Source organism: Streptomyces sp. NBC_00887 (assembly GCF_045207585.1).
Map to the genome: position 1 here is coordinate 3,353,581 of NZ_CP108788.1, position 16,671 is coordinate 3,370,251.

Below are 16,671 nucleotides of genomic sequence, written 5' to 3' on the forward strand. Positions count from 1 at the left end.
CGCCCGATGCGCATTCGCGTGCGGGCCCCACCAAGGCCGGGCTGGAATCGGAGTCCTTCACATGTCCACTCGTTCGACCCTGCGCACCGCAGTCCTCACCGCCGTCGCCGCGGGCGCGGTCCTCGTCCCCTCGGCCGCGGCCGTCGCGGACGACGCCACCCCCAAGCCGGTGCCGACCGCCGCCGAGCGCACCGCCACACCCAGCCCCGCGCCGGAAGAGGCCGAGCCCTCCGCGGCGCCGGCCCCGGCCGAGGAGTCCAGGAGCAGGGTGACGCCGCGGGGCGGCGTCGCCGCCGGTGAGCGCGCGGCCACGGAGACGGGATCCGGCACGGCGCTGTACGGCTCGGCGGCGGGGGCGGCCCTGCTGGCCGGCGTCGGCACGTTCGTGCTGCGCCGCCGCTCCGCACACCGCAACTGACCTGCCACCGGGTGGCGCCGCTCCGCGTGACGGGGCGGCGCCACCTGCTGTTCCACCCGACCCCCTACGCCCGGAGCCACCATGCCCCGTACCGCACAAGCCCTCCGCCGAGCCCGCATGACCTCGGCCGCCGCCGCTCTGATCCTGCTCCCGCTCGCCGGCTGCTCATCCTCCACCGCGGCGCATCCGCCCGCGGCGGTCACGTCGGTCTCCGGGGCCTCGGAACCGCCGAACGCTCCGGAATCCCCGAACGCACCGGCTCCCGCGCAGATCTCCATCCCCTCGATCGGGGTGACGAGTCAGCTGATGCGGCTGGGACTCAACGCGGACGGCACCGTGGAGGTTCCGCCCGCGGACAAGGGCATGACGGCTGGCTGGTACGCGGGAGGGGCCGTACCCGGGGAGCCGGGCGCCGCTGTCGTCATCGGCCACAACGACACCCGGTTCGGCAAGGCCGTCTTCCACGACCTCAAGAAGATCGCCTTGGGTGCGGACATCACGATCCTCAACGGGCTGGGCGAGCGTACGCACTTCACGGTCACGGGCACCGAGACCGTCAGCAAGAGCGTCTTCCCCAGTGAGAAGGTCTACGGAGAGACCGGCGCCCGCGTGCTCCGGCTCATCACGTGCGACGGCTCGTTCGACGCCGAGGGGCACCCGGTGGACAACCTCATCGTCTACGCGACGCTCCGCTGACGGGAACAACGGACGCCGCCGGTTTCCCCGTTCCGACCTGTTCGTACCGCTGCCGCAAGGCGTCGTACATCCCACCTCTACCCACGAGTAACTCCCCCTGGTTTGATGGGCGTCACCGCTCCGGACCCCACACCAGGAGAGCCTGTGCCGCACACCTCCATCCGCCGTGTCTCCGGCGCGACTCTGGCCGCCGCGCTCGCCGCAGCCACGCTCGCGCTCAACGCCCCGCAGGCAGCGGCGGCGGACACCGCGCCGCTGCGCGTCCTCACGTACAACACGTTTCTCTTCAGCAAGACCCTGTACCCGAACTGGGGCCAGGACCACCGGGCCGCGGAGATACCGAGGACGGCCTTCTTCCAGGGCAACGACATCGTCGTGCTCCAGGAGGCGTTCGACAACGCCTCGTCGGACGCCCTGCTCCGGAACGCCTCCGCCCAGTACCCGTACCGGACGCCGGTGGTGGGACGGAGCAAGAGCGGCTGGGACGCGACGAGCGGGGCCTACTCGGCGACGACCCCGGAGGACGGCGGCGTCACCGTGCTGAGCAAGTGGCCGATCCTCCGCAAGGAGCAGCACGTCTACAAGGACGCCTGCGGAAGCGACTGGTGGTCCAACAAGGGCTTCGCGTATGCCGAGTTGAACGTCAACGGCGCCCGTGTGCACGTGGTCGGGACCCACGCGCAGTCGACCGACCCCGGATGCGGGGCGGGCGAGGCGGCCCGGATGCGCAGCCTGCAGTTCAGGCAGATCGACGCGTTCCTCGACGCGAAGGACATCCCCGCCTCCGAACAGGTCCTTGTGGCAGGCGACTTCAACGTCGACTCGCACTCCCCCGAGTACGCGTCGATGCTCGACGACGGCGGTCTGGTGGACTCGGACGCCCGCACCGGACACCCGTACTCGTTCGACACCCAGGACAACTCGATCGCCGCCGAGCGCTACCCCGACGACCCCCGCGAGGACCTGGACCACGTCCTGCACCGCGCGGGCCACGCGAAGCCGTCCGGGTGGACGAACCACGTGGTGAAGGAGAACAGCGCGCCCTGGACGGTGAGCAGTTGGGGTACCGCCTACACGTACACGAACCTCTCCGACCACTATCCGGTGGTCGCGTCCGGCCAGTAGGGACGCAGGGGACAATCGGACGGGTGGGGGAAGCCGCACGCGGTGGGAGGGCGCACCGCGCTCCGGCCCTCCTCCCGCCCGGCCCGCCGTCGCGCACCCCGAAGGACCGTCCTCTTGAGCCCTGAGCCCCCGCCGTTCCAACTCGTCCCGGGCGCCGCCGGATCACCGGTGCTGCTCCACGTCCCCCACTCGTCCCGAGCCGTCCCCGCGCACGTGCGCGACGGAATCCTGCTGGACGACGGAGCGCTGGAGCGGGAGCTCGACCACATCACGGACGCGCACACCGCCGCACTCGCCGCCCTGGCCCGCGAATCCTGCGCCCAGGCACCCTGGCAGTTCGTCAACGGTCTGTCGCGCCTCGTCGTCGACCCCGAGCGGTTCCCCGACGACCGGGAGGAGATGCTGGCCGTCGGCATGGGCGCGGTCTACACGCACACCACTCTCCGCGAGCCTCTCCGCAAGGCCGGCGTGGACCCGCAGCCGCTGCTCGACCGCTACTTCCATCCGTACGCACGAGCGATGACGGAGGCGGTCGACGAACGGCTGGCCGCCACGGGGCGTGCGGTGGTCATCGACGTCCACTCCTACCCGAGCACGGCGCTCCCGTACGAGCTGCACGGTGCCGGTCCGCGCCCCCCGATCTGCCTGGGCACCGACAGCTTCCACACACCGCCCGGCCTGCTGGCCGGGGCCGAGGCGGCGTTCGCCGGGTTCGGGGGCACGGGGCTCGACAGTCCGTTCCCGGGTGCATATGTGCCGCTGAAGCACTACGGGAAGGACAGCCGGGTCAGCGCGCTGATGATCGAGATCCGCCGCGATCAGTACATGACCGAGCCGGGTGGCCCCGCGGGGCCGGAGCTGACGGCATTGGCGGCCGCGCTGGCGGAGCTGGTGGACGGGCTGTAGGCAGTTCCTGACGACCCGGCCGCCCCCCCTCAGCCTGCCGCGTCGGGGGCGGCGTCGGGGGACGGGCTGTGCTCGGCGGCCCAGGAGGCGAGGATGCGCAGCCCGTCGTGCGAGGGGGTGCCGGGCTCCGCCGTCCAGACGACGAGCTGCTGGTCGGGGTCGGTCGTGGCGGTGAGCGTGTCCCAGTCCAGGGACAGCTCGCCGGCGATCGGATGGTGGAGCGCCTTGGTGCCCACACCGAGGGTCGTGACCTGGTGGGCGGCCCACCACTGGCGGAAGTCCGGATCCTGGACGGAGAGCTCCCCCACGAGGGCGGTGAGCCTGGGATCGTCCGGGTACTTGGCGGCTTCCATGCGCAGTTGGGCGACGCAGGTGCGGGCCACGGTCTCCCAGTCGGCGTACAGCGTCCGCATGGCGGGATCCGTGAAGAGGATCCTGACGTAGTTCCGCTGCTTTTCCGGGACCTTGCCGAAATCCGTGACGAGGGTGGCGGCCAGTGAATTCCACGCGATGACGTCCATACGGCGTCCCAGGACAACGGCCGGGGTGGCACTGAGATCGTCCAGAACCCGCCGCAATTGCGGTTGCACTTTCTGTCGCGCACGCCGCCGGGGCCGCCCGTTCTCCTTGCCGGCGAGGCCGAAGAGGTAGTCGCGCTGGTCGTCGTCCAGGTGGAGGGCCTGGGCGAGCGCCCTCAGCACAGGGGTGGACGCCTGGATGCGCCCCTGCTCCAGACGGGTGTAGTAGTCGGTGGAGATCGAGGCCAGCTGGGCAACCTCTTCCCTGCGCAGTCCCGGAACCCTGCGCGGGCCGCCGCTGTCGGGCAGACCGACGGTACGAGGGCTGAGCTCGCTGCGGCGGACCTTGAGGAACTCGCCCAGCTCGTTCAGGTGTGCGTCGGAGGTCATGTGTTCCAGTCTGGCACCGGCCGGCCGCTGTGAGAGGGGGAGAGATCTCTCCCAGGATGTTTCTCTCCCCGGAGGAAAGTCTCCCCTTTGCGGACGCGCAGCCGGGTGTAAACCTTGGTGGAGCGGCCGGAAATCGGCAGTGTTTCCCGAGGAGAAGGCGCCCCATGGAATTGGTGAAGCAGCAGCCCACGGCAAAGGCCCCGACCGAATGGTTCACCGGCGATGTGTGGTTCGACGTCGTTCACGCAGGCCGTGAGCCCTCCCGGATGCGCGCCAACATGGTCCGCTTCGCCCCGGCGCCCACACCGCCTGGCACCACCACGCCGTCGGCCAGACCCTGCACATCGTGTCGGGGATCGCACTGATCGGCACCCGGGACGGCACGGTCCTCGAGGCGCACCCCGGGGACACCGTGACCTGCCCGCCCGGTGAGGAGCACTGGCACGGCGCCGTGCCGGACCGGTTCACGGAGCACCTCGCGCTGTGGGAGGGCGTCGGGGGCGACCGTCCGGAGACCACGTGGCTGGAGAAGGTCACCGACGAGCAGTACGGCGGCCCGCGCACAGCCGGCCGCTGACATCGGACAGTGCCCGGCGAATGGTCCCGGGGCCGCCGTCCTCCCCCGTGAGCACCACCGGAGAAGAGACCCCCATGCGAGCAACATTCATGTACGGCGCCGGCGACGTGCGCGTGGAGAACGCGCCGGACCCGGCCCTCCAGCACCCGACCGACGCGGTCGTGCGCGTCGTGCGCTCCTGCGTCTGCGGCAGCGACCTGCACCCCTTCCACACGATGGCGGCCTCCGACGGTCCGGCCCCGATGGGCCACGAGTTCCTCGGCGTCGTCGAGGAACTGGGCGCGGACGTCTCCGGCCTCCGGCGCGGCGACCTGGTCGTGGCACCGTTCGCGTACGCCGACAACACGTGCGACCTGTGCCGGGAGGGCCTGCACACCTCCTGCCCACAGGGCGGGTTCTTCGCTTCCGGCGGCGTCGGCGGCGCCCAGGCCGAGGCGGTGCGTGTCCCGCAGGCCCAGGGCACCCTGGTCAAGCTGCCCGTCGGGGAGGACTCCCCGCTGCTGCCGTCCCTGCTGACCCTGGCCGACGTGTACGGCACCGGTTACCACGCCGCCAAGCAGGCCCGCGTCGACGCGCGCACCACGGTCACGGTTGTCGGCGACGGAGCGGTCGGTCTGATGGCCGTCCTGTCCGCGAGGCAGCTGGGTGCCGAGCGGATCATCCTGATGGGCCGCCACAAGGACCGCACCGATCTCGGGCGCTTCTTCGGCGCCTCGGATGTCGTCGCCGAGCGCGGCCAGGAGGGCATCGAGAAGGTCCGCCAGCTGACCGGCGGGCAGGGCACCCACACGGTGCTGGAGGCCGTGGGCCACATGCCCGCCTACGACATGGCCGTCGGCGTCGTCCGGCCCGGCGGTGTGATCAGCCGGGTCGGCGTACCGCAGTACGAGGAAGCGGCGATCGGCTTCGGCAGCCTCTTCGGCCCGAACATCACCCTCACCGGCGGCCCGGCTCCGGTGCGCGCCTACATCGACGAGCTGCTGCCCGCGGTGCTGGACGGCACGGTGGACCCCGGGCGGGTCTTCGACCGCACGGTGCCCCTGGACGAGGTGGCCGAGGGCTACGGCGCGATGGACCGGCGTGAGGCGCTCAAGGTGCTCGTCACTCCCTGACGTTGCGCGACGCCGGGCGCGGGACGGGTGGGCGACCGCCCTGCGCCCGGGCGTCATGCGAGAGGGCCCGCTCCCTGGCCGATCCCTTGCCTCCGGCGTCGCAGCGAGGGAGAGGGCCCGCGGTCTCCTACGGCCGGGCGTAGGGCCGGGTCATGATCTCCATGTTGTGGCCGTCCAGGTCGTCGAAGTACGCGCCGCGGCCGCCGAACAGCCGGTTGATGTGGCCGGGTTCGGTGTGGGCGGGGTCCGCGTAATAGGTGACGCCCAGCTTTTCGAGGCGGCCGATCATGGCGTCGAACTGCGCGTCGGGCACGAGGAACGCGTAGTGCTGCCCCTGGATCGGTTCGTCCCGCTTCTCGTAGTAGTCGAGCGTCACGCCGTTGCCGAGGTCGACGGGCAGGAACGGGCCGAACTGACGGCCCACCTCCAGCCCCAGGATCGTGGCCATGAACTCGGCCGACAGGTGCCGGTCGGTGGCGTACACGGCGGTGTGGTCGAGCTGGACTGTGGTGACACCCTGCTCGGGTGCGTACTGGCTGCACATCTGTGACAACTCTCCGGTTCGTGGGTTCCGTTGGGACGACGGCGCCGCAGGCGGGCACCGGACGGACGACACGGAGGGAGGGCGGGGCTCGCGCCCGCCACGCGGTCATGCCAAGGCCGGGCGCCTCTCTCGTACATGGCCCATGGCCGACCCGGCAGTCACGCGGCCGATCCTAGCGCGTCCCTCCCCGCGCCTGCCGGGCGGCGGATATCTTCGCGTCCATGGACGACTCGGCATCGCTCCGGCGCGCAGACGGCCCCGTCACCCGTGGTCGCCTCGTCGAGGACCTGACCGCGCTCGGTCTCACCGGCGGTGACGTCGTGATGTTCCATACGCGGATGTCCGCGATCGGATACGTGGCGGGCGGCCCTCAGACGGTCATCGACGCGCTCGGCGACGTCGTCGGGGACCACGGGACCCTGATGGTGACGTGCGGCTGGAACGACGCCCCGCCCTACGGCTTCACCGAATGGCCGCAGGCGTGGCAGGACGCCGTGCGCGCGGAGCATCCCGCGTACGACCCCGAACTGAGCGAGTCGGACCACGACGTGGGCCGTCTGCCGGAGGCACTGCGCCGGCGGCCGGGCGCCGTCCGCAGCCGCCACCCCGACGCGAGCTTCGCCGCACTCGGTGCCGCCGCTCCGGCGCTGATGGCCGACCACCCCTGGGACCACCCGCACGGCCCCGGCAGCCCGTTGGCGAAACTGGTCGCCCTGGGCGGCCGGGTCCTTCTCCTGGGTGCCCCGCTGGACACCCTCACGCTCCTGCACCACGCCGAGGCGCTCGCCGTGGCACCGGGCAAGCGGTTCGTGGACTACGAGCAGCCGATCCGCGTCGACGGGCGGCGGACCTGGCGGCGGTTCCGCGACATCGACTCGGAGCACGGCGCCTTCGACTACTCCTCCGTCGTGTCCGGGGGCCAGGATCCGTTCGAGGCCGTCGTCGTGGACATGCTGGCCGCCGGAATCGGCCGCAGGGGCCAGGTCGGCGCAGCGAACAGCCACCTCTTCGAGGCCGTCGAGGTCGTGCGCTTCGGTGTCACGTGGATCGAGGAGAAGCTGGGTGGAACGCCGTAGCCCGGCCGACCCGCTGCAGCCGCGTCCGAAGCGGTGTCCGTTGACGAAAGGAGACCCCGGTACGGCCCGGCGCCCCGCGTGTGCGGCAGGGGGACGGAGCGCCATGCGCGGGCGTAGGCGGGCGGCTCGGCACTGCCCGTCACGAGGACGGCCACCGGTGTCCGGCGTGCGGCTGCCCTGATGGCCCCGGGCGTGATGCTCGTATCGTGCCCGCTGGTCTGACGCGAGGAGCAGCCGGCGTAGTACGCGATGGGGACGGCTTGCTCCCCGCTGACCACGCACGGTGGACGGACCCCGAGCCGGTTCAACGCGCCGGCGACGGCCGCGTAGTCGGCGCTCGTGGAGTGGCTGCTGGCCGCCACCCGGCTGAGGACCTGGAGCTGAACGGCGAGGTGACTTGCGAGGACCACGGTGAGCAACGCGACGCCCACCGGCCGATGGGCGTCGCGCGCCCGTGTGAACAGGTGGATGACGCATTCGGCCACGGGTACGGCCAGCAACGCGTAGGCCGGGAGGAGGAACCGGGGTGCGGAGTACTCGATGAGGAAGAGGTACGGGACGGCCGATGAGCCCGCGGTCGCCGTTGCCACCACGGCTGCGGTGCCCCGGCCCGCACGGCGCGCGACGACTGTTCCCCGAAGGGCGAGGAAGGGAACCGCTACCCACCACACGGCCGTTCCCGGGCGCTTCCACGGAATGTCGCAGGGACGGCAGAGGGTGCGCCCCTCCAGGGATCTCACCTGGTCGTCCACCGCCGTGTTCCATCCCAGGCCGCCCTGGATCTCGCTGGCCCGGTGCAGTCGGGCACGTACGCCCCCGTGGTGTGCGTATGCCTCGACCACCCATGGTGCGCAGCCCGCCAGCAGTCCGACCACGAGCGCGGCGCACAGGTCGGGGCGCCGCCGGCCGGGCACCAGGACCGCCACCAGGGCCAACGGCAGCGTCAGCCAGACCCCGTCGGCGGGGCGCATCAGCGCGACCAACGCCACGGCGGCCCCGGCCCCGACGAGCTCCCCGCGTCCACCGGCGCCGCCCACGGCTCTCACGACCCAGCCGGCGGCGGCCAGGGCTCCCAGCGCGCACCAGAGGTTCGGCATGGCCATCGGGCCGTAGAACAGGGTGGGCCACAGCCCGGCGAACAGTGCGCCCGCGCCCACGAGTACGGCGGCGGAAAGCACCTTCCGCCAGACCCACAGGGCGACGACCAGCGCGGCAGCGGAGAGCAGGGCGAGGTAGATCCGCAGCACGGTCGCGGAGGTGGTGAGGGTGGCGACCGGAGCGACGAGGTAGGAGATGCCGCGCGCACGGGGCGCGCTGAAGAACGCGGGCGGGGCGTTGCCGCCGACCTGGCTGACGTAGACGGTCTCGTCCCAGGCCAGCCCCGACCCCGGTACGACGACGGCCAGTTGGACGACGACGAAGACCACGGCGACCGCGATCAGCCACGGCAGCGGGCCGGAGGGCCGCCTGTGGAGCTGAAGGGTTACGGTCCTCGGCGTCGAGCGCAGTGGCCGACACTCCTGCATACCGCTCCCCTTCGTGACAGAGTCACCCAAACGCGACAGGGCAACCCTGCCCGAAGCCGCGTCCGGACCAACGGGGGCGCGCCGATGCGGAGCAACCGGAGCCGAAAGGCGTCGACTTGCATCTCCCGGCAGGAAGGGCGACGCCCTGCGCGCGAGGCCGTGGCGCCGGCGAACCAGGCCGGCGGCACGATCCGTTCGTCCCCACTCCGATGCGGAATACCGTGCCGCCGAATGTCAGAGCCTGCGTCTAGGGTCGTCGCATGATCAGCTGGATACGGGATTCCTTCCCCCACGACGAGGTGAATCTCGTCCTCGCCCGGGGCATATCCGTCGACACCCTCACCAGGGGCCTTCGCGACCGGCAGCGCGAAACGCTCGCGTCCGGCGAAGCCGACGGGTGGGCGTGGGCGGTGCACCCCATGCACAACTGGGAGATCGAGGACTACGACGACGTCGACTACGACGCCCTGTGCCCGGACGACGTCGAGATCGTCGTGTTCGTGACCGAGCCGTGCAGCGCCAAGGGCTTCCCGCCCGCGTTCGGCTACCACCGGGACGGGCGCCTGGTCCTCTGGTTCAGCTTCGAAGACGTCGAGCAGCGGGTGGGCGCGAACCCGGACCACTTGTCCGCCGAGCTGCTGGACGCGGGCGTCATCGGCCCCGACAGGGAGTGCGGACACCAGGAGGACCAGGGTCACGACTGTTTCGACCACCACTACGACGATCACGCACGTCTGGTGAAGGTGATTGCCGGCTACTTCGCCCTGCCCTCGCCGCCCCTGTCCGCGGGGGTGGTATCGACGTGACCTGGCTGACCCCGAACACCTTCGTCACCTTCTGCAAGGGCATGACCCTGCCCGCTGTCTCGGCCGTCTTCGCCCAGGCAGATCGCCCCGCCGTCGCCTCCGGCGAGTCGTCCGGCTGGGTATGGGTGACGCACGACGCCTACGCCGCCCAGGACCGGGAGTCCGCCTGGGAGCTGGCGCGGAACATCACCGGCTTCCGCCACGCGGACCGGGCGAGCGATCCGGATGGCGTGGAATCCGTGTTCCTCGCGTCCACACCCGCGTGCCCGTGCCCGCACGGACAGAACTACATGGTCCCTCACTGCCCCGAGCACCCCTTCCAGTTCGCCTACAGTCGGGGCGGGTTCGAGCAGACGTACTTCAACCTCGGCGGGCGCCGCGAGTCACGGCGTTCGGGAGCCATGGCCGACCTGTTCGTACGCGAGTTGCTGGATGCCCGGATCGTCGGGCGGGACACCCCGTACGACACCGACCCCGGCTTCAATGCCGACGGCGCCCGCACGGTGCGGATCATCGCCGCCCGCCTCGGGCTTCCCTCACCGCCGCTGGATCTCGGGTCCGTGGGCGCACGGGCGTGAGGCGGTGACCGCGGGCGGCTACCCGATGTCGACGACTCGTGCCCACGCGGGCGGCGAGTCCGGGACGTAGTCGGGATCGTCCTCGTCCCACCCTCCCTCGCCCGCGTCCCGCCGGGGGAACAGGCCGACCACCGTCCGGCACGCCGGTTGCGCACTCGGCCAGGGCGTCTGCCCGTCGGTCAGCACCACGATGACGTCCGGCCGGGGCTGCGTCCGCAGCGCCTTCGCGAAACCTGTCCGCAGATCCGTGCCGCCACCGCCGACCAGCGGGATCCCCTCGGCACGGCACAGCGGGTGGACGACCCGGGCGGACGCATCACAGGGCAGGACACTGACCAGATCACGGCGGCCGCCCACGGCACGGGAGATCGCGGCGACTTCGAGGAGAGCGCTGCCCAGTTCGGCGTCACTGACCGATCCGGAGGTGTCGATGACCACGGAGACCCGGGGCGGTGTGCGCCGGAGGCTCGGCAGGACGACGCCGGGCATTCCGGCCGAGCGCCGTGAAGGGCGGCCGTAGGTGTAGTCCTCGCCCGCTCCCGCACCCGACGTGGCCGAGCGGACAGCGGCCCCGAGCAACTCCCGCCACGGCTGGGGCGGGTGGAACGCCTCCTCCGCCCACCGCTGCCACCCCTGAGGGGTGTCCCCCGGACGGCCGGTGATGCCCTGCGCCACCCGGAACCGCACCGCGTCCCGTTCCTGCGCGCTGAGGCCGTACGCGCCGTCCGGACCCAGGTCCCACTCCCGCTCCAGTCCGTCGGCGCCGCTGCCGCAGTCCAGCCAGGCGAGACCCTCCGTGTACGGCCCCAGCCGGAACTGGCGGAGGTAGTCCTCCATGAGCTGACCCTCGGAGAGTCCCAAGGTCCCCGGCCGGACGGCGCCTTCGGGCCGAACCAGCCCGTCACCGAACGCGTCGTCGTTGATCTCGCAGTCGGCGGCGATGTTCATCCGCAGCCGTTCGCCGGGGCCGGTCAGCCCTCTTTCCCGTGCGACCCGGTCACTGCGCCCGTGGTGGTCGCGCAGCAGGTGCGACACCTCGTGCACCCATACCCCGGCCAGTTCCTCCTCCGATGTGCGCGCCACGAACGCCGGCGAGACGTAGCAGCGCCAGTACCGGTCGACGCCCATCGTCGGCACCCGCCACGACTCCACGGTGTGCAGGGCGAACAGCGCCGTCGCCAGGTAGGGGCGGGCCCGGGCGGCGTGCAGCCGGGCGGCGAAGAGCTTGTCGAGGTCCAGTGCCCCCGTTGCTCCCGGATTCATCGGCGGGCCTTGGTGGCGACCGCGGCCCGGGCAGCGGCGTGGTCCGCGCGCCGGGACATGGACACCACTCCGGCGAGCCGTTCGATCGACGCGGGGACGTCCCAGTTCTCCTGCCGCAGCGAGGCCAGCGTGGTCGCGGGCACCACCACCAGATCCGGGGCTCCGGTCTCCAGCGCCCTGACGAGGAGCGCCCACGCCGCATCCCAGCGGGACCGGTCCGGGCGGTTGCGGACCGCCGCCACCACACCGTCGAGCACGGCCTGGCGCAGATCGCCCCTCTCGGGGAGGGCGGCGCCCGCCGGGTCGGCGAGGAGTTCCTCGGGGTCGGGGAGGTCCATCCGGTCCAGGCTCGCCAGCAGCTCCAGCCCCGGCCCGTCCCCGACAGCACCCCTGACCAGCAGGGACAGTACGTCGCGGGAGGAGCCGGCCGCGGTCGCGAAGGCGATCAGGCACAGGGTCATGTCCCAGCTCCGGGGCGAGGGCCAGGGGCCGCCCCTGCGCGTTTCGCTGCTGGGCAACTGGTGCACGAGCTTGGGGCGGGCGGCGAGGAGCCCGCACACCGCGCGGCGGGCGAAGTCCACGGCCTCCGAGAGCCTCCCGGGGTCGAGCTGCGGCAGTGTGGCGCGGGGCCACGTACCGCCGAGGCCGCGCACCACGACCTCGTGGTCGTGATGCCACTGGAGGTGGACGAACCGGTTGGCCAGCGGCGGGCTCAGTTCCCAGCCGTCGGCAGCCGAGGACCGCGGGTTCGCGGCGGCCACGATACGGACGCCCGGCGGCAGTTGCAGGGCGCCGATCCGCCGTTCAAGCACGAGGCGGAGCAGGGCGGCCTGAACGGCCGGCGGCGCGGTGGACAGCTCGTCCAGGAACAGCAGCCCCCGGCCGGCCCGTACGAGGCGCACCGCCCAGTCCGGCGGGGCCATCGGGACACCGTTCGCCGCGGGGTCGTCACCGACGATGGGAAGCCCCGAGAAGTCGGACGGTTCGTGGACGCTGGCGATGACCGTGGTCAGCGGCAGGTCCAGGGACTCGGCGAGTTGGGTGATGGCCGCCGTCTTCCCGATCCCGGGCTCACCCCACAGGAGTACGGGCAGATCGGCTGCCACGGCCAGCGTGAGGGCCTCCAGCTGTTCGTCGGGGCGCGATTCCGTGGTGGTGTCGCGCAGCAGGGCCATCAGCCCGTCGGCGACGACGAGTTGGGAGAGGCGGGCTCGGTCGGTAGGGGTGGCGTTCGTGACGGGCGGCGTGCAAGTGGACATGTGTGATCACCTTGTGTGTTCGTGGTGGGGTACGGCGAGAACCGGGAAACGAAGAAGAACGGGGCGAAGGAGGACGGGGGTGCAGGGCGTGGGGACGGAGGTCCCCCGGGTCAGCGGGGGGTCAGGTGGCGCGGACGCGAACGGGGGTCGCGGAGTAGGACGTGGTCCGGGCGGTAGCGGACCGGGCCCGGTCCGATCAGGTCCGCCCTGAACAGGCCGTAGGTGATCCGCCGTTGGGCGGCCGCCTCCAGTTCGTCCCGCAGGGCACCGCTGCGCAGCACCGCCCCGGGACCCAGCAGGCCCTCGACGACGGCCAGCGCACCGGCGGTGTCACCGTGGTCGAGCCGTTCGCGGACGCCGGTGAGGCAGTCCGGACGACGGTGCGCCTCGTCGATGGCCCGCAGGCAGGGAAGCGGGGTGCCGGTCAGTGCGACCAGCAGTTCCTCCCTGCGGATCTCGACCGGGTCGTGGTCCAGCGGTGCGAGTACCCCGTCCACCAGGCCGATCCGGTGCTGAGCGCCCCGGCAGTCCACGAGCCGCGGCTGTCCAGCCCCGTGCGGGGCCGGCGACGGCCCGGCCGGTACGTGGTCAGGTACGAGTGCCGCGACGACCAGCGGGTGCAGCCGGTCGGCCTCGACCGCGCCGGTACGCAGGAGTTCGAGGTCGGGCAGTACCCAGGTCGCCGCGTCCGGGAGGACCGGTGGAGCCGGTGCGCCGTCAACATTCCTCGTCTCGGCGATCCGCACGAATGGCGGGCCGGGACGGTCCGCGTCCGCGAGGACGTGCAGGTGGAGCCGGTACCGGCCTCCGAGGCGCACGGCGACGGTTCCGGACGTCCGCCCCTCTGCCTGGAGCAGCATCCGGGCCTCGTCCGCCCACCGGTCGACGGCGCAGGCGCGCCCCTGCGGCACCAACTCCAGGCCGTCCGGGTCCTCTGCGGGGCGGCCGAGGGGTTGCCGGCCGGCCCCGGAACGGATCCGCAGCTCGCCGGTTCTGCGCGCGTCCCACAGGTGGCGGTGCAGGTCGAGGCGGAACCGTGGGTTCGGATGAGGATGCGGATGGCGGCGGGCGCCCGCACCGGCGTGGGATCCGTCCCACAGGGCGAGGCTCATCCGTTGACCCGCATCCGCCCAGGCCGGCGGGGTCCGGACCACGAGGTGCAACGGGCGTACGCCGTCGTTCCGCGCGGCCTCGTAGCGGGCCAGGGCGATCGTCACACCCGGGCGCAGCAAGCCGTGCGGACCGATCCTCGGCATGTGCCAGCGCAGCAGGTCGGGTGCCAGTTGGCGCAGGTCGGCCCGGATCCGGGCCGCACGTTCCTGACCGTGGAGTCGCGCCACGGACCGTAGGTCGAGATCGACGTCGACGCCTGCGGCGGCGCACGCTCCTGCCCAGTCCCCGGCACGACGGCGGGCGGTCGCAGTCTCGATCATGGAGGGCGGCACGGCGAACTCGCGCACGCGCGGCCAGTAGGACGGGAGGGATTCCCCATGCGCGGTCTGAGTGAGCATCAGCACTCACCTTGCGTGGACGGGTCCCCCAATCTGTGACTGGAGTATGTCTTCATCGCGGGGCAGCCTAGCGCCCTCCCCGCCGGGCTGCCAGACATTTCCGTCCGCTCGCGCCGCGTCACCCGGCTGCGGGGATGCCTCGCCCCGATCCCGTAGGGGCAGGGGCCGAAATCCGTACGGGCCTCGACCGAAGTCGTACGGCCGACGGACGGTGGTCCTAGGTCTTCAGCCCGTTACGCCGCGTACGTGTCTTGCCTAGCGTCCTTGCCATGGTTACGACAGGCATTCTCGACGAGGCACTCCAGCGGCTGCACAGTTCGGGGCCGGAGCGGCTCGGGCGGCTCACCAACCACGCGCCGATGGCCGTCGAAGCCCTGGCCGCGCACGGTCGATCCGGGTCGGTGCACCGGTGGCTCGACCTGTACACACCCAAACTCGAGGAGTTCCCTTCCCGGTTCGAGGCCGTCACGGCCGGCAACTGGCAGTCGGCTCTGGGCGATTCGCGCCGTGCCGCCGACTGGATCGATCACTTCGGCCGGGAGGTCGCCGACCGCCCCTGGCGTGACGTGCTCGCCGAGTGGTGGCCCCGTCTACTGCCGGGCATGTACGGCGGTTCGACGCACCCGGTGATCCGGGTGGGGCACGCCGTGCGCACGCTGCTGGCCGCCGAAGGGAACGAGGCGGATGGGGCCGGCGGGGTCACCGGGCCGCGACTGACCGAGCTGGCCCACGGACTCGGCTACTGGGCCGCCCGCTTCCACCCCGTCGCGGGCCTCGCCCCGCTGCCCGGCACGGACACCGCGGCCGCCGCCCTCGACGCGGTGGCCCCGATCGCCGAACGCGACGGCGGCTTCACCGCCAGGCTCGGCCGCGTCACGGGGCTGCCGGTGTGGGCGACAACGGTCACGGACCCGGACGAGGCGCACGACCGCCTCACCGAACTCGTGCGGGCGGCCACCCACCGGTACGCCACGCACGGGCACGGCGAGGAGACGATGCTGGTCCACGCGGCCACGGCCCCCAACGCCGTACTGCGGACCCTGCCCGCACTCCCGCGTGTCCTGTGGGCACCGAGCCTGCGGGCCGCCTGGACGGCATCTGCCGCGGTGACCGCCATGTACGCGCCCGACGCCCCCGTCGCGTACAACCCGCCGGGCGCCTTCACGCCCGAAGAGGTCTTCGAACGGGCCATGAGGCACGGCGACGAACACGTCATCAAGCTGACCGACACGGCTCTCGACGTCGGCGACGAGCGGGCACTGGCGGCTGCCCTGCGCTCCATCGAGCTGAGCGAACCGCTGGTCGGGCCGCGATGATCCGTCCGGTTCATGGGTCAACTCGACCGGAGCTCGCGCGAGATGACGGTTCAGGACGCCCTCGTCCCTTCACAGTTCGGCGACCTGTGCGGCGGTCGGGAAGGACGCCTGCGCGCCCTGCCCGGTGACGGCCGCCGCGCCCACCCGGACGGCGAACGCGGCAGCCCCCGCGAGCTCCTCGCCGAGCCCGAGGCGCCAGGCCGGCGCGGCCGTGAACGCGTCGCCCGCGCCGGTGGTGTCGACCGCGTCGACCTCGGGGCTCGGTACGCGGACGCAGTCGGCCGTCCGGCCGTCGGCGACCAGTGCGCCCGCCGCGCCCAGCGTGACGACGACCGAGCGCGGGCCGTGCGTGAGCAGGGTCCGTGCCCAGTCCTCCGGTGCGGGGCCCGCCGTGTCGCCGAGGATGCCGAGGACGTACCGCGCCTCGTGCTCGTTGACCACGAGCGGGTCGCAGGCCGTCAGTACGTCCTCGGGCAGGGCCGCGGGTGGGGAGGGGTTGAGGACGAGACGGGTTCCGGGGGCGAGGGAACGCGCCGTCTCAGCGACCGTTTCCAGGGGGATCTCCAGCTGTACGGAGACGACCCGGGCCGCGCGGAACAGGGGGCCGGCAGCCTTGATGTCCTCGGGGGTCAGCCGTGCGTTGGCCCCCGGGGAGACGACGATGCTGTTGTCGCCCGAGGGATCGACGGTGATCAGGGCGACCCCTGTGGGCGCCCCGCCGACGAGGACTCCGCCGGTGTCGACTCCCGCGTGCTGCTGCGATTCCAGCAGGAGGCGACCGTGGGCGTCGTCGCCGACCCGGGCCAGCAGCGCCGTACGCGCCCCGAGGCGGGCGGCGGCGACGGCCTGGTTGGCTCCCTTGCCGCCCGGGTGGACAGCGAGGTCGGAGCCGAGCACCGTCTCCCCGGGTGCCGGGCGGCGCTCGACGCCGATCACCAGGTCGGCATTGGCCGAACCGACGACCAGTAGGTCGTAGCGGACGGGGGCGGAGTCCTCGTTCTCGTACATCAGTGGTGCTGCCCTCCTTGGGCCTGCGGGTCGGGAGAAGGC

Annotated in this window: 15 protein-coding genes and 1 pseudogene; 10 read left to right on the forward strand and 6 right to left on the reverse strand. The window is 72.3% G+C overall.

Annotated elements, in window-relative coordinates; translation table 11 throughout:
• The first annotated feature begins 61 nt into the window (after nucleotides 1–61).
• The 4 genes from OG844_RS15325 to OG844_RS15340 all read left to right on the forward strand — a co-directional run bounded on the left by OG844_RS15325 (nucleotide 62) and on the right by OG844_RS15340 (nucleotide 3,145).
• Complete coding sequence (locus OG844_RS15325; protein ID WP_406390697.1) at nucleotides 62–418, forward strand: hypothetical protein; 357 nt, start codon at nucleotides 62–64, stop codon at nucleotides 416–418.
• A gap of 81 nt (nucleotides 419–499) precedes the next feature.
• A complete protein-coding gene (locus tag OG844_RS15330; RefSeq protein ID WP_406390699.1) occupies nucleotides 500–1,114 on the forward strand; it encodes a class F sortase in 615 nt (204 codons plus the stop codon).
• Between the two features lie 144 nt (nucleotides 1,115–1,258).
• The gene (sph, locus tag OG844_RS15335; RefSeq protein WP_406390700.1) at nucleotides 1,259–2,239 is read left to right on the forward strand and encodes a sphingomyelin phosphodiesterase; all 981 of its coding nucleotides are present in this window, start codon (nucleotides 1,259–1,261) and stop codon (nucleotides 2,237–2,239) included.
• Nucleotides 2,240–2,353: 114 nt separating this feature from the next.
• Nucleotides 2,354–3,145, forward strand: coding sequence for an N-formylglutamate amidohydrolase (locus OG844_RS15340; protein ID WP_406390702.1), 792 nt, complete (start codon nucleotides 2,354–2,356; stop codon nucleotides 3,143–3,145).
• A gap of 29 nt (nucleotides 3,146–3,174) precedes the next feature.
• On the opposite strand, the gene OG844_RS15345 is transcribed toward OG844_RS15340, so the two are convergent.
• The gene (locus OG844_RS15345; protein WP_406390703.1) at nucleotides 3,175–4,053 is read right to left on the reverse strand and encodes a helix-turn-helix domain-containing protein; all 879 of its coding nucleotides are present in this window, start codon (nucleotides 4,051–4,053) and stop codon (nucleotides 3,175–3,177) included.
• A gap of 164 nt (nucleotides 4,054–4,217) precedes the next feature.
• Here OG844_RS15345 and OG844_RS15350 point away from each other — a divergent pair.
• Both OG844_RS15350 and OG844_RS15355 read left to right on the forward strand, forming a co-directional pair.
• A pseudogene (locus OG844_RS15350) lies at nucleotides 4,218–4,630 on the forward strand (cupin domain-containing protein).
• Nucleotides 4,631–4,704: 74 nt separating this feature from the next.
• Entirely contained in the window at nucleotides 4,705–5,742 is a 1,038-nt protein-coding gene (locus tag OG844_RS15355) for an alcohol dehydrogenase catalytic domain-containing protein (protein ID WP_406390705.1), read from the forward strand.
• 127 nt (nucleotides 5,743–5,869) lie between these two features.
• Here OG844_RS15355 and OG844_RS15360 read toward each other — a convergent pair whose 3' ends face one another.
• Nucleotides 5,870–6,286: a VOC family protein gene (locus tag OG844_RS15360; RefSeq protein WP_406390706.1), complete on the reverse strand. Its 417-nt coding sequence runs from the start codon at nucleotides 6,284–6,286 to the stop codon at nucleotides 5,870–5,872.
• A 221-nt stretch (nucleotides 6,287–6,507) separates the two neighbouring features.
• Here OG844_RS15360 and aac(3) point away from each other — a divergent pair, with 221 nt between their 5' ends.
• From aac(3) to OG844_RS15375, 3 genes are all read left to right on the forward strand, one after another.
• The gene (aac(3), locus tag OG844_RS15365) at nucleotides 6,508–7,362 is read left to right on the forward strand and encodes an aminoglycoside 3-N-acetyltransferase (protein WP_406390708.1); all 855 of its coding nucleotides are present in this window, start codon (nucleotides 6,508–6,510) and stop codon (nucleotides 7,360–7,362) included.
• 1,786 nt (nucleotides 7,363–9,148) lie between these two features.
• Nucleotides 9,149–9,694, forward strand: a complete 546-nt coding sequence (locus OG844_RS15370) for a hypothetical protein (RefSeq protein WP_406390709.1) — start codon at nucleotides 9,149–9,151, stop codon at nucleotides 9,692–9,694.
• On the forward strand, nucleotides 9,691–10,272 hold the full coding sequence (locus OG844_RS15375; RefSeq protein WP_406390711.1) for a hypothetical protein: 582 nt from the start codon (nucleotides 9,691–9,693) through the stop codon (nucleotides 10,270–10,272). Before OG844_RS15370 ends, OG844_RS15375 begins: the two co-directional genes overlap by 4 nt.
• A gap of 18 nt (nucleotides 10,273–10,290) precedes the next feature.
• Here OG844_RS15375 and OG844_RS15380 read toward each other — a convergent pair whose 3' ends face one another.
• The 3 genes from OG844_RS15380 to OG844_RS15390 all read right to left on the reverse strand — a co-directional run bounded on the left by OG844_RS15380 (nucleotide 10,291) and on the right by OG844_RS15390 (nucleotide 14,305).
• Complete coding sequence (locus OG844_RS15380; RefSeq protein ID WP_406390712.1) at nucleotides 10,291–11,535, reverse strand: DUF2201 family putative metallopeptidase; 1,245 nt, start codon at nucleotides 11,533–11,535, stop codon at nucleotides 10,291–10,293.
• Nucleotides 11,532–12,794 carry an AAA family ATPase gene (locus OG844_RS15385; protein WP_406390714.1) on the reverse strand — a complete coding sequence of 421 codons (1,263 nt, stop codon included), beginning with the start codon at nucleotides 12,792–12,794 and terminating at the stop codon, nucleotides 11,532–11,534. The genes OG844_RS15380 and OG844_RS15385 overlap by 4 nt, the downstream gene beginning before the upstream one ends.
• 110 nt (nucleotides 12,795–12,904) lie before the next feature.
• A complete protein-coding gene (locus tag OG844_RS15390; protein ID WP_406390715.1) occupies nucleotides 12,905–14,305 on the reverse strand; it encodes a hypothetical protein in 1,401 nt (466 codons plus the stop codon).
• 269 nt (nucleotides 14,306–14,574) lie between these two features.
• Here OG844_RS15390 and OG844_RS15395 point away from each other — a divergent pair, with 269 nt between their 5' ends.
• On the forward strand, nucleotides 14,575–15,621 hold the full coding sequence (locus OG844_RS15395) for a questin oxidase family protein (protein ID WP_406390717.1): 1,047 nt from the start codon (nucleotides 14,575–14,577) through the stop codon (nucleotides 15,619–15,621).
• Nucleotides 15,622–15,690: 69 nt separating this feature from the next.
• On the opposite strand, the gene OG844_RS15400 is transcribed toward OG844_RS15395, so the two are convergent.
• On the reverse strand, nucleotides 15,691–16,629 hold the full coding sequence (locus OG844_RS15400; protein ID WP_406396149.1) for a ribokinase: 939 nt from the start codon (nucleotides 16,627–16,629) through the stop codon (nucleotides 15,691–15,693).
• Between the last annotated feature and the right edge of the window lie 42 nt (nucleotides 16,630–16,671).